Genomic DNA, 12585 nt, shown 5'->3' on the forward strand with positions numbered 1-12585 from the left:
CCTCGTCGCAAGCTCCTGCGGGGTCTCATCTGTCCCACTTTTCCCGTAGGAGTCTCGCACCTTACACTACAATCAACAAATTCATGAAGCTTTTCTAAAATCATGTTTCAAACCTTTCGAAAATAAATTTTAAAAAAGGCTTGCCTTTCCTATAGTTTGTATTATATAATTTTTCTTGTCAGCAACACATCGTGGGGGCTTAGCTCAGCTGGGAGAGCGTTTGGCTGGCAGCCAAAAGGTCAGCGGTTCGATCCCGCTAGTCTCCACCAAATACATAATTTTAACCATCTTGCTCAGCGAGATGGTTTTTAATGCACATTAATCCTTCTACTAAAAAACTCAGTCTCTTGATTAAGAGACTGAGTTTTATTTTATACTACCTTACTTCTTACGTTGTTTGGCCTGTTTGAATTCAAACGTTACATATCATCGTTAAGAGAATTCCAGTTTAATCAAATCATTGGTTCAGGAATTGTCCAGATGAAAAACCGCTTTGTGTATTGTATAGTAGAAACGGTTGATTGTTGATTATTTTTTTCGAAGATTAAACTTGAACCGAGTTGGTCTTTGTACTTCCAGCCTTGCTGCTGCATATATAGGTTAATCACTATATAGGGTTCGGTACCTTTTTCGAACTTAGAAACATACCGAACAGGCGAAGTGGATATTTTCACGTAGGAATCACTGGTTAACTCCAGTTTTGCGATGGATAGTAACATAACCATTGGATTTCCCTCTTGAAATAATGCTTTACTATAAATAGTTAAGAACAAACAAAAAACGATATTAACAGTGTAAAGGTTCTGCTGACAGTTCGCATATTTCTTCTTTTCTCCATAGTAGCCCCTATTCTACTTTATATTATGGAATCAAAACAATATCCCTAATATGGTTATATAGTGCTGTTTCTTAATTCCATTTCCAATTGGAAGCCATAATAAAAAGCACTGCAATATAAATCCGCAGTGCTCTTTATGTTTGATGAAAAAAGAAATATCAAACCCTTTTTATAATTTATCTTTATTGGTTACCTTTAAAACCATTAGTTCTGGATCGGTTCGGGATTCAGTTGTTGGTATAAAGTGATGATTTCGTGCACGTCAGCTACATGAACAAACGTAACTGAACTATTTTGAATCTCCTGCACTTTCCGGGAAATCTCCTGCCTGATTGCTTCCTTATCTTTAACCATACTAACTCCCCCTTTACATAATCTTGAACTTCTTAATTATGTATTTCGTCATCGCATGACGATAATCCTTCTTATTTCAAACAAATTGTCATAATTACTTATTTTAAGTGAAACACCCTTATGACAATTTTCTCATAAGGGTGTTTATTATTTAATGAACCTTGCCTGTCAATCGAAAGGTAATCTCAGCAAAAGTGGCAGCAAACAGGAATGTCCCTGTATACACAACCAAAGATATTGCAACGATTCTCCACCCAAGCTTTTTAAATTCTTGAATGTCTTTACCAAAAGATAAACCTGCATATGCCAAAATCGGTGTTGCGAGGGCCATAAAATTAATTTGTTCGGTCATCTTGGCAAACGCCGTATGACCTGGAAAAACAGGGGAAGTGATAAGTAGGGCAAGTAATGAAATCCAAGCCACGGCAGGAAATTTAAAAGGTAAAAACCTCGTCAATCCCAATCCAAGCAATGTCACAGCTAAAATGATTAGTATGCCCGGGAGAGCTTGCAGGGGGGAAACCTTGTAACCGATCCAATTCCCAATCAAGGCAATAGCACCAATGAGAGCTACTATAAGTACTTTTTGTTTCATTTGGCTTCTCTCCCCTCTTCCATCTGGATGGTTTCCTTTCTACGCCCTATTCTGGGTTCCAGCCACTTATAGAGACGAGCGGTAACGGGCAAGGAGAAAAAGAGACAGACATAGGTACCGATAATGATTGTCATAATATTAGCTGCGCCTGCAAAAAGGGCAATATCCTTTGCCTGGTCCGGGAAAATAACAGCAAGTGCTCCGGTTGCAGCGGCCATCATACTTCCTGACCCAACTCCAGCTCCCATCGCCAGGGCAATCGGGTGAAAAAACCCTAGGTTTCCTAGGAATCCTGCAAGCAATGCCAGATAAATCGCTCCAAACAATGTTCCGCATATATATACCCCCAGCGCACCTCTGGATTCAGCTGAATTCGCTCCATACTTTTCAGCGATGATAGCTAAATTAGGCTCTCGGTCAATTGAAAAGGTCGCTCCAATGGCTTCCCTTTTCATTCCAATCAGCAAGGCGATTGGCAATCCTATAACGATCGTACCGAGAAAGTGTCCAACCTCTTGCAAAATCAACGGAAATCCTGCATCTGCTAATTGAAGAAGGGAAGGCCCCATCATGGTACCTAGTTTGGCCACAAACAATAAGAAAGCTATTTCCAGCACACGGGTGGCAGCCTGCATTTCTTTCGTGCTCATCCATTTGAAAGAAGGCCAACTGATAAATGCACCTAGAACCATGGCATAAAGCATAGGAAACAACGCCAATACCCCGATGCCAATATTAAATTGATAAGCCCCTATCAACTCGGTGATCACTACAAGAATTAACACTATAACATGATTTTTTATATGCAGATCCTTCATCTGTCTCGCCTCCTTTTAAAGTACTCTATTCGTTTAAGATTGGTGGGCTGTCGTACCAAAAGAAAAGTTGGATTGCTCTTGAATAGTAAGGCAGACCGCTGAGGAATCAAGCTTTCCCATGCCATTGGCTTTAGCAGATTCATATAATTGCAGCACAATGGAGCCTATGAACGACGGAACGCTTTGGGAAGCAGCAAGCTTTGTATACAAGTTGACATCTTTATGCATGTGCGAAAGAAAAAAGTTAACATTATCATAGGTTCCCTCTATCATATTCAGTCCAAAGATCGAGAGCACCCGGTTATTGGCTGAACCTTTTTCAATAATATTAGCCAGCGATTCAGGTGATATTCCAGCCTTTGCGCCAACGGTAAGGACTTCACCCAAACTTGCGGTGATAGAAGCGACAAGCATATTATGACAAAGTTTGGCGGTTTGGCCCGCCCCCGATTTCCCTAAATATATGATTTCTTTTCCTATCACTTGCAGCAACGGAAGAACAGATGAAAATTGTTCTTCCGGCCCCCCCACCATGATCGTCAGATTTCCTTGATCCGCTCCTGCAGGCCCTCCGCTCACTGGACAATCAAAAAAATAAGCACCCTGATGATTCGCCTCTTTACTAAGGTGAATTGAAGTCATAGGGTCAATGGTGCTTAAATCGAGGATGTATGCACCAGCCTGTAATATGCTTAATACCCCTTCGTCACTCAGCAATACGTTTTTCACAACTTCGGGACTCGGCAATGAAAGAAACAGAGCATCTGCGTCGGCTGCGGTTTCTCTGGCCGAGCTGACCGGTATGGCCCCCATTTCATCGCAGAATGAAATATAGTCAGGACTTGCATCATAAACTTTCACTGTTAGCCCCTGCTTAATTAAATTTTTCACAATCCCCTTACCCATTGCTCCACAGCCGATGACTCCTATATTCATGTATGCTCCTCCGCTCTTAGTAAGGTTTAATGTAAACAGCCTTCGTTTCTACCCAAAAATCAAGTGCTGAACTGCCTTGCTCTCTCGGACCAATGCTGGAATCTTTTTTTCCACCGAACGGCAACTGGTTCTCATAATGATTTGAGGGTATATTAACATGGGTGACTCCCGTATCAATATGTCTTATGAAATAGAACGCTTTTTCCAAATCATTCGTGTAGATCGCAGAAGATAATCCAAATTCAATGTCGTTCGCCAAATCAATGGCCTCGTTATAGTTTTCTACTTCCATTACTGCAACTACCGGACCAAAAATCTCTTCTTTAGCAATAGTCATGTTCTTATTCACGCCGCTAAACACGGTTGGTGAAACAAAATAGCCCTTTTCCCTGTTTAGATCGGTCAGCTTTTCTCCCCCATACTCAAGCGTAGCCCCTTCATCAATAGCTGTTTTAACATAATGCAGATACGTTTTAAGCTGTTGCTCGTTGGCTACTGCACCATTATGAACTTCTTCAGCAAAACCGTCTCCAACATTAATGGCTGAAGCTTCTTTAACAAGCAGTTCGGTTACTTTCTTAGCAATGGATCGTGGAACAATTAATCTGGATGTTCCCGTACAGCTTTGCCCATTATTAATAAAACCGCTGGTTACCACTCCTTTTAATGCTTGTTCAATATCTGCGTCTTCCAGGATAATGGTGGCGTTCTTCCCTCCCATTTCAGCTTGCATTTTCGCTCCACGGCTCGTAACAGCTCGTCCTAAAGCAATACCAATCTCAGATGATCCTGTAAAAGAAACAGCTTTAATCTCTTTATTGTCGCTAAATTCTTGTCCAATTACAGATCCTGGTCCTGTAATCAAATTTAAAACACCCTTAGGAATACCTGCCTTAACAAATAATTCAACAGTCTTAACCCCAATTAAAGACGTATCGCTTGCCGGTTTAAAAATGACGGTATTTCCTGCCAGGATGGCCGGAGCAATTTTATATATGCCTATTCCCAGAGGAAAATTAAAAGGAGTAACCACAGCAACCACACCAAGGGGTTCTTTTATGGTGCATGTAAACGTATTGGGATCATTTGCAGGCACAGTTTCCCCTGCAAGACGGTTTGCTTCACCACTAAAATGTTTTAATGCTTGAATACTTGCCTCTACTTCAAGCCTTGCAGCCTTTATGGTCTTACCTACTTCTTTAGTAATAAGAGTTGCTAACTCTTCTTTTTCCTGTTCGAGAAGATAAATTAAGTTAAATAGAACATCTCCTCTTTTGATAACGGAAGTCTTTGACCAAGCAAGAAAACTATCTTTTGCACTTTTTATAGCAGCCTGAACATCTTCTACATTTGATTTTTGAAAATATCCCAGTACCTCTTGGATATTGCCGGGATTGATGCTTGGGGAAATTTCACCTGAAATTGAAGGTACCCATTCACCATTAATATAGTTTTTAAATGTACTCCCATATTGAAAGTTTTCTTTTTGTTCATTCAATAAAACATTTGTCGTTGCCATCAAATACCTCCCTATTAGTCAAATATATAAATTTATTATAATATTCAGACTAATAAAGGCGTATATGGCAAGCTCCAAAAAAATTAACTACTTATTGTGGGTATCCACAAAACGAGTTTGGGTGAAATGAAGAATCTCCATGGATAAGATGATGTTAATCATGTCTTTTTGACTAGTCAATTTAACGTCAAGTACTTCCTCAATCTTTTTAAGCCGATAGGCCAGCGTATTTGGATGGATATGCAAACTAACAGCAGTTTGTTTATGATTTCCATTGAATTGAACAAATGCTCTCATGGTTTCCCAATAGCTGGGATCCATACTTTGCAGTTGACCGATATGATCCTTGGCAAACTTGCTCAAGATGCCTGGCTCAATTGTATGCCATAGACGCTCCGCCCCAAGTTCCGAATACGTTGCGATGGACGAATGGTTAACAGATTTGCAATAAGCAGCTGCCTCCACAGCTTCTTGATACGATTCAGCAATTTTTGGAACAGATACCTCGCGTCCTATACCTATGACGAAGCCTTTTAATTCATCCTTCAATGATAGAGCCTTACCGATGTTATTAACGATTTCTCCAGTTACGGAAGGCAATAACACAATAACCTGATGTACTTTGATAAAGATTATGCTGTTAGTACAAAAAGGAGAGATTACAGTCTCTAACTGGTTAATAAACTTTCTCTTCTGTGTGAAGGAATGAGTGTTCCAAAGAGTTTGAGACCTAGTTTCCAAAACCATACATGTTAATTTTGAACTATCATTAATCCCAAACGGTTTCATCATACTCATCACATCTTGAGTTTGTGGACCCTCCATAATTTGCTGAAAAAGCTCTTGACGAAGAAGGAGCTCCTTCTCAAAAATCGCATTCTGTTTTATAAGCTCTAAGGCCATAGCTGTAGCGGCGTGACTTAAAGCAGCATATTTTAATTTAGATAAAGAGGCTATATTCTCTTCTATTTTCAAATAGCCTAGTGTTTCATTTGAACAAATGATAGGAAAACACCGATTTGTATAATCTGCAGTTTCTCGGAAAGCAACTGGATACTTTAAAATACGGCTAATGACCATTAGAATTTGATCCATCCCTTTCCCCTCAAGCAACACTTTCATAAAGGTGTTTTGGATATTGAGAGAGTTACTTAACTCTTCATTTTTTGACTGAACGTCCTTAAATAACTTGGAATTCATAATAGCAATGGCTGCCTGATCAGCGATAACTTGAATTACACGGGTTTCTTCTTCCTGAAAACCCTTAGTATCATCCATAAAGTTGTCAACAACCAGTACTCCTATGCTTTCCTCCTTATAAAGCAATGGAACCACTATGGAATTTTTTATTCTTTTATTCCTTACACCTTTTAATAAATTATCCCTGTTTGTTTCTGACATATTTTCCATGAAACGTTCTACAATGTCACCTGTACAGTTCTTGGCGGTTTGAGTTAAAAACACATGGCCTGTCAGGGATTCCCCGGGTTGAAAACACACCTTCCTCATATAGTGATGATCCACTCCAACCCCGTCAGCAAATTCAAGCTGACCTTCCGGATTTAAGTAATACAAAATGATAGTATCCGCTCCTTCGATTAAATCATATGCCGCTTCAACTAAATTTCTTAAAATACACTGTATATCCAGGCTTTGAGTTAAAATTTGATTAATTTCAAGTAGTCTTAAATATTTTTTATCTGTAATTAAATCCATACAGGGCCCCCTCTTTCGTTTTCCTCTTATTCTACTAGAAAGGAAATCAGCCGTCTGTGTGCACACAAAAAACACCCTTAGGAATTTATTTCCTAAGGGGGTTCATTCATTGGTTTATTACGCTAAAAGAAGGTACAAAGGGATAAAAATCTCTACGGAGCATTTTTTCAAAATCGTACCATTCTCTATTCTTTAGTTAAAAAGGGGTTAACTATCAAGAAACCTCCTGATCCTCCCTGCCCCTGATAATCACTTCGGTTTCCAGGTCAACGCCAAATTTTCGTTTCACCGTTTTTTGAATGATCCTGATCAAGTCGGTGTAATCTTTTGCGGTCGCTCCGCCAACATTTACGATAAATCCCGCGTGCTTGGTAGAAATCTGCGCTCCGCCGATCCTGAAGCCTTGAAGACCGCAATCCTGGATCAGCTTACCTGTATAATGCCCCTGAGGCCGCTTGAACACACTTCCGCAAGATGGATATTCAAGGGGCTGTTTACTTTCCCTGAGGTGGGTGAAATGATCCATCTTTTCTTTTATCTTTTCATATATTCCTGGCTCAAGTCCAAATTCGGCTTCCAGCACAATGTAGTCTCCGGTTGCGATAAGACTTTTTCTGTACCCCATGTTCAGCTCGTCCTTGCTCAAGGTCAGCAAATCGCCTTCTGTATTCATGACCAGTGCTCTTATCAAGACATCGGAAACTTGTCCGCCGTACGCGCCGGCATTCATGTACAGTGCGCCGCCGATGGTCCCGGGAATTCCGCAGGCGAACTCCAGCCCGGATAATTTCATTTCAAGCGCCTTGCGGGATACATCAATGAGCCCCGCTCCTGCCTGGGCGTAAATGGATTGGTGTAGTGTACTGATTTCGTTCATATGCTCCAGATTGATGGTCAGCCCCTGCAGGCCATTGTCCTTAATGATCAGGTTGGATCCATTTCCCATGACAGTTACCGGTGTCTGATATTCTTTAGCGATTTGCATGATCTCTTTAAGCTGCCCGATTGTGGTAGGAGTGACAAAAATGTCGGCTTCCCCACCAAGTTTGGTATACGTATGTTTCTTGATCGGTTCAAAAAAGATACGATCCTCCGGCGGCAAAACTTCCTGCAGTCTCGCTTTAATTTTAGAATATTGTCTCATGCGTCCTTTCCTCCTGTTAAATGGCAGGCGGTCCAAACTTGCCATCACGAAAATCTCTATATGCCTGTTTAATTTCTTCCATTGTATTCATCACAAATGGCCCGTACGGAACCACCTCTTCGTTAATCGGTGCTCCTGAATATACGAGCAGCCGTGTACGTCGGCTATTGGATTTTATCTTTAGCCCACTGTTATTCTTTTCATTTCCCTCATTATCAAAAGTTAACATGGCAACACCATGTTTTTTTAACGAAACACGAGAGTCACCTAGCTCCACATCTCCTGACAAAACATACACAAAGGCGTTGTGGTTCTCCGGCAGGGTGTGAACATATTCTGCTCCTTCGTTTAATGAGATCTCTGCTAATGTAATGGGAACAATCGAATGTAGCGGGCCATTTACACCTGCTGTTTCACCCGAGAACACTTTTACACGGCCTCCTTCAATGGAAACAGATGGTGCATCTTCAGCATAAACGTTCTGGTAAGAGGTTTCGGTGTGTTTTAACGTTTTCGGCAGGTTGAGCCATAGTTGAAGGGTATGTGCAATATCATCGTCCACCCCTTCTTCCGCATGACGTGCCGCCCAACCGGCGTTCATGTACTGGACGTCACCGGGTTCAAGAATGTCCCGTCCTCCTGCATTATCGATGTGTTCCAGCCTTCCATCGATGACATAGGTGATCGTTTGGAAGCCTCGATGCGGATGATCTGAGAACGTTCCCCGCTTAAACCAATCCTCCGCCATTAAAATAAACGGATCAAAATCGTACCAGCGGCCCGGCGGCAACACCCATCCCTTTTGTATTGCCGGCAAATCCACCTCTTCATAATTCACATACCAATGATCCTTTACATCCCGCTGAAAAATATCTGTTGAAGATGAAACTGACATATATGAACATCCTCTCAATTCGCTGTTATTGTAAGAAATCTATTTTTTAATCAAAGAATTTAAATCAATAAGCTAATTAAACCATATCTACTTACTAAAAACAATTAAATAGTTGTACTGCTAATGGTTATTTTTCCTTATATAGGGAACAACGTAAGGAAGAGAAAATGCACGTTCAGGAGGAAAAGTAAATGAGTTCAATTCAAGCCTTTGTATTTGACGTATACGGCACGTTGTTTGACGTTCATTCCGTGAAGGAAAAATGCGAGGAATTTTATCCTGAAAAGGGAGCGCAGATCAGCCAGGACTGGAGAACAAAGCAGATTGAGTATTCGAATCTGAGACAGTTGATGGGGAATTACGAGACCTTCTCAACCATCACCCGGGATGCATTGCGATATGCGATTAAAAAGAATCAAGGAGAGAGCAACGAACAAATCGAAAAGGAATTGATGGATGCCTATTTAAAACTTACTCATTACCCTGAGACCGAAAGCGTCCTGTCCCAGTTAAGCGATAAAACGCTTGCGATTTTTTCCAACGGTTCCCATGACATGCTTGATCCTTTGGTTCACCAGTCAGGATTAACAAACCTCTTTGATTTTGTAATCAGCATTGATGAGATCAAACAGTATAAGCCGACCCCTGCTTCCTATTATCACGTATTAAAAACACTGAACGTGAAACGGGAAGAAGTCCTGTTCATGTCATCCAATGGCTGGGACATTTCAGGGGCCAAGAACTTTGGTCTTCAAACGGCCTGGATTAACCGAAATGACCTGCCTGTGGAAGAATTGAACCTTATTCCTGATGCGATATACACAGACTTGAATGGAATTCTGGAGTGGAATTCCTGATAGGAGACTGGTAAGCCCGGACAGTAAATTCTCGAAAGCCGCCAGTAAAAGTTTAAAAGGGGACAGTAAATATTTAATTTCGGCCAGTAATTTATCAAAAGTGGACAGTAAGTGATCTGGGAAGGCAATTTTTAAAAGATCCCAGTCTGGAAACTGCCTTAAAATGAACTAATTCTCTAACCTGTCTGCCTTTTTCACTTCTTTTTCGGTAAAAAGGCTTGCAATAAAAAGAATAATAGCTCCAATTAACAATAAGAAATGACCGAGCATCAGGCTTGCCACTCCATCCAGGCCCTTCCACTCTCCTATCATGGGAACCAGCCAGGGATACATAAACACGGCATACAGCATAAGAAGAATGCTGACGATCATTCTTCTTATCCGCCTGCGTATAGTGAATCCGGTTGCCAGACTGATTATAAATATAAAATAAAAGATGAAAAGTGCTAAAATCAATGTCTTTCTCCCCTCTCTTATTCCTATCATACTGTAAATACCTAATCTCTTTTCCTTTTTATCGCATTATTTCTAACAAATAGAAAACAAACATAAAAACCTCTCTCTAGAAAAGATCTAAAGAGAGGTTTTTTTCAACTTAAACGGACACGGTTTTTCTTGCTCTTTCTGGCTCTGGCTCTACCTCAGCCTTGTCAAACGAACCATATTTTTCGCGAACAAGGAGGTAACCGACGGCGGCAATCAGGCTAGGAATGGCAAACAAGCCGAATACCATTTTTGAACCTGCACCGGCTGCCATAATTAGAGCAATGAGTGTGGGTGCCAGGATGGAACCGACCCGTCCAGCCGCCTGTGCGTATCCAATTCCAGTCGCCCGGATTTCACGCGGATAGTATTCTGTAATATACGGATTTCCAAGGTTCATGGCTCCTACTGTGCAGGCGCCGCCAAGGAAAACAAGGAAATAGACAAAAGTTACATTGCTGGCCATGCTCAAGGCAATAAACGTGACGGCGCCAAGAACAAACAGTGAAACGAGTACATTTCGGTGGCCAATCTTTCCGGCAAAATATCCTCCCCCGATGGAACCGGCGATTTGCCCAAGACAAAGAATGAGGTTAAAGGACATGCTGGACGAAATGCTGAAGCCGAACTCTTGCATCATTTTAGGAAGCCATGTATTCAGGCCATATGCCATCATCAGCGTGCAGAAAACGGCTGTCCATATGGCGGCTGTGCTGAATGCTCGATTCTGGTTAAACAGTTTTTTCACCGGTGACCCTTTGATACCCTCCTGTGTATCTTTTTGCATATAATCGTCAAACTCTTTGTATTCTCCTGCAGGATCTACTTGATTCAGGATGCGCACAACGTCACCAATCCTGTTTCTTGCCAGATAGTAGGACAGCGACTCCGGAAATTGCTTGATGAAAAACGGAAGTGTCAGTAACGGAATGATCCCGATATAGTACAAAATCCTCCAGTTGGCATCACTGATCAAAAACATTCCTGTGAGCGAGGCCAGAATGCCTCCAAGCGAATAGCCGATATACATGGACGCGACAATGATGGCACGCCTCTTTTTCGGAGAGTACTCGGTCATTAGTGAAATGACATTAGGCATCAGGCCGCCCATGCCGATTGCGGCGATAAACCGCATCACACCAAATACCATGAGATTCGGTGCCATTCCAGCTCCCAGTGTAAAAACACTAAACAGCAGCATGCAAAGGACTATGACATTTTTTCGTCCGTACTTGTCTGCGACTGGCCCAAGGACAAGTGCGCCGAGAAGCATGCCAAACAATGAATAGCTTCCTACAGCACCTGCCTGGATCGGGGACAGCCCCCATTCTTTCATCATCCATGGAAGCCCCACACCATACATGGCAATGTCATATCCATCAAAGGCGATCGCATAAAAGCACCAGATAAAAACAAGCAAATGAAAGCGGTTAAACTTACTGGCAGCAACAACATCAAGCGCAACAATTTTTCGCATGATCTTACTCCTTGTTTTTTATTAAACTCCGTTCTGAACAAAAAAAGGCTATTTGAACTCTACTATGAAAACAGGATAGTAATTGGTTCAAATAGCCGAATGGTTGACTAGGTTGAGAGAAAAGTCTTATACGCTGTAAACTTCTTTGGAGAATACCGGCTTGTCCTGCAGACGAAGCTCAAAATCAAGATGTGCGGTATAGTAATCGGTTTCGAGTCCTTTTTCTGCCCCGCTCTTTTTGTCCAGCTTGGTAACCAGGCTGCCGCGAACTCCTTGAGCCACATCGTTATCCAAATACTGATCGCCTTCAAAGTAGATCTGTGTGACAAGCTTGTCCCCGTTTTCCGGCTGGAACAACAAATGCAGATGCGCAGGACGAAATGCATGATGGTCGATCCATTTCAAAAATTGTCCGGATGGCCCATCTGAAGGGATGGAATAGTTGCCCGGCACAACCGTTTTGATTTCAAAATTACCATTTTCATCTGTGTAGAAAATACCACGGAGATTGTTATCCGGAATGCCTTCTGCAAAGTAGGAATATTCTCCGTTTGCATCTGCCTGCCACATATCAATTTTGGTATTGGCCAGCGGGTTGCCGTCTGTGTCTTTGACGGAACCGGAAAAATAGAGCACGTCCCCAGGCTCGTCTTCACGCTGCGGAAGCTCACCAGGGTTTTCAACACTTGGTGTATTTTCAATAAAGTAAGGTCCAAGAATGGTAGGCTCGGTTCCTTTTACATTCTTATACATTTCCTGAAGCGCATGTGTTTCAAAGAAAACATCCATAAACAATGGAATCTCTCCTGCACGGCCCAGCCGATCCATCCAGTTAACGAGTTCCTGGTAGTCATCATGATCAATTTCATGCTCTCTGATCAACTCTTTAAACTTTACAACCAATCCTTGATACACATCGATTACTTTTTGATTTTTCATGTTAATTCCCCCAT

At 41.7% G+C, this 12585-nt stretch carries 13 protein-coding genes and 1 tRNA gene; 2 read left to right on the plus strand and 12 right to left on the minus strand.

The window, feature by feature from the left end; all coding sequences use genetic code 11:
* Positions 1-193: 193 nt before the first annotated feature.
* Positions 194-269 (plus strand) — tRNA-Ala (locus tag QNH15_RS18200).
* A 183-nt stretch (positions 270-452) separates the two neighbouring features.
* Here QNH15_RS18200 and QNH15_RS18205 read toward each other — a convergent pair.
* From QNH15_RS18205 to QNH15_RS18245, 9 genes are all read right to left on the minus strand, one after another.
* Complete coding sequence (locus QNH15_RS18205) at positions 453-725, minus strand: hypothetical protein (protein WP_283889593.1); 273 nt, start codon at positions 723-725, stop codon at positions 453-455.
* Positions 726-1042: 317 nt separating this feature from the next.
* Positions 1043-1192 carry a hypothetical protein gene (locus QNH15_RS18210; protein ID WP_283889594.1) on the minus strand — a complete coding sequence of 50 codons (150 nt, stop codon included), beginning with the start codon at positions 1190-1192 and terminating at the stop codon, positions 1043-1045.
* Between the two features lie 151 nt (positions 1193-1343).
* A complete protein-coding gene (locus QNH15_RS18215) occupies positions 1344-1787 on the minus strand; it encodes a hypothetical protein (protein ID WP_283889595.1) in 444 nt (147 codons plus the stop codon).
* Positions 1784-2605, minus strand: a complete 822-nt coding sequence (locus QNH15_RS18220; RefSeq protein ID WP_283889596.1) for a DUF3100 domain-containing protein — start codon at positions 2603-2605, stop codon at positions 1784-1786. Before QNH15_RS18220 ends, QNH15_RS18215 begins: the two co-directional genes overlap by 4 nt.
* A 33-nt stretch (positions 2606-2638) precedes the next feature.
* On the minus strand, positions 2639-3541 hold the full coding sequence (locus QNH15_RS18225) for an NAD(P)-dependent oxidoreductase (protein WP_283889597.1): 903 nt from the start codon (positions 3539-3541) through the stop codon (positions 2639-2641).
* Positions 3542-3557: 16 nt separating this feature from the next.
* The gene (locus tag QNH15_RS18230; protein WP_283889598.1) at positions 3558-5060 is read right to left on the minus strand and encodes an aldehyde dehydrogenase family protein; all 1503 of its coding nucleotides are present in this window, start codon (positions 5058-5060) and stop codon (positions 3558-3560) included.
* 87 nt (positions 5061-5147) lie between these two features.
* Positions 5148-6776, minus strand: a complete 1629-nt coding sequence (locus tag QNH15_RS18235; protein WP_283889599.1) for a helix-turn-helix domain-containing protein — start codon at positions 6774-6776, stop codon at positions 5148-5150.
* Between the two features lie 214 nt (positions 6777-6990).
* Positions 6991-7920: a UDP-N-acetylmuramate dehydrogenase gene (gene murB, locus QNH15_RS18240; RefSeq protein ID WP_283889600.1), complete on the minus strand. Its 930-nt coding sequence runs from the start codon at positions 7918-7920 to the stop codon at positions 6991-6993.
* A gap of 16 nt (positions 7921-7936) precedes the next feature.
* Entirely contained in the window at positions 7937-8815 is an 879-nt protein-coding gene (locus QNH15_RS18245) for a pirin family protein (protein WP_283889601.1), read from the minus strand.
* Between the two features lie 191 nt (positions 8816-9006).
* On the opposite strand from QNH15_RS18245, the gene QNH15_RS18250 reads away from it, so the two are divergent.
* Positions 9007-9672 carry a haloacid dehalogenase type II gene (locus QNH15_RS18250; protein WP_283889602.1) on the plus strand — a complete coding sequence of 222 codons (666 nt, stop codon included), beginning with the start codon at positions 9007-9009 and terminating at the stop codon, positions 9670-9672.
* 168 nt (positions 9673-9840) lie between these two features.
* Here the strand turns inward: QNH15_RS18250 and QNH15_RS18255 are convergent, their stop codons facing one another.
* The 3 genes from QNH15_RS18255 to QNH15_RS18265 all read right to left on the minus strand — a co-directional run bounded on the left by QNH15_RS18255 (position 9841) and on the right by QNH15_RS18265 (position 12571).
* Positions 9841-10044, minus strand: a complete 204-nt coding sequence (locus QNH15_RS18255; RefSeq protein WP_061972385.1) for a hypothetical protein — start codon at positions 10042-10044, stop codon at positions 9841-9843.
* Between the two features lie 223 nt (positions 10045-10267).
* Positions 10268-11632 carry an MFS transporter gene (locus QNH15_RS18260; protein ID WP_283889603.1) on the minus strand — a complete coding sequence of 455 codons (1365 nt, stop codon included), beginning with the start codon at positions 11630-11632 and terminating at the stop codon, positions 10268-10270.
* Between the two features lie 126 nt (positions 11633-11758).
* Positions 11759-12571 (minus strand): dioxygenase family protein, encoded by an 813-nt coding sequence (locus QNH15_RS18265; protein ID WP_283889604.1) that lies wholly within the window; start codon positions 12569-12571, stop codon positions 11759-11761.
* Positions 12572-12585: the final 14 nt, after the last annotated feature.

Source organism: Fictibacillus enclensis, from assembly GCF_030123385.1.
Taxonomy (GTDB): Bacteria; Bacillota; Bacilli; order Bacillales; family Fictibacillaceae; genus Fictibacillus_C; species Fictibacillus_C enclensis.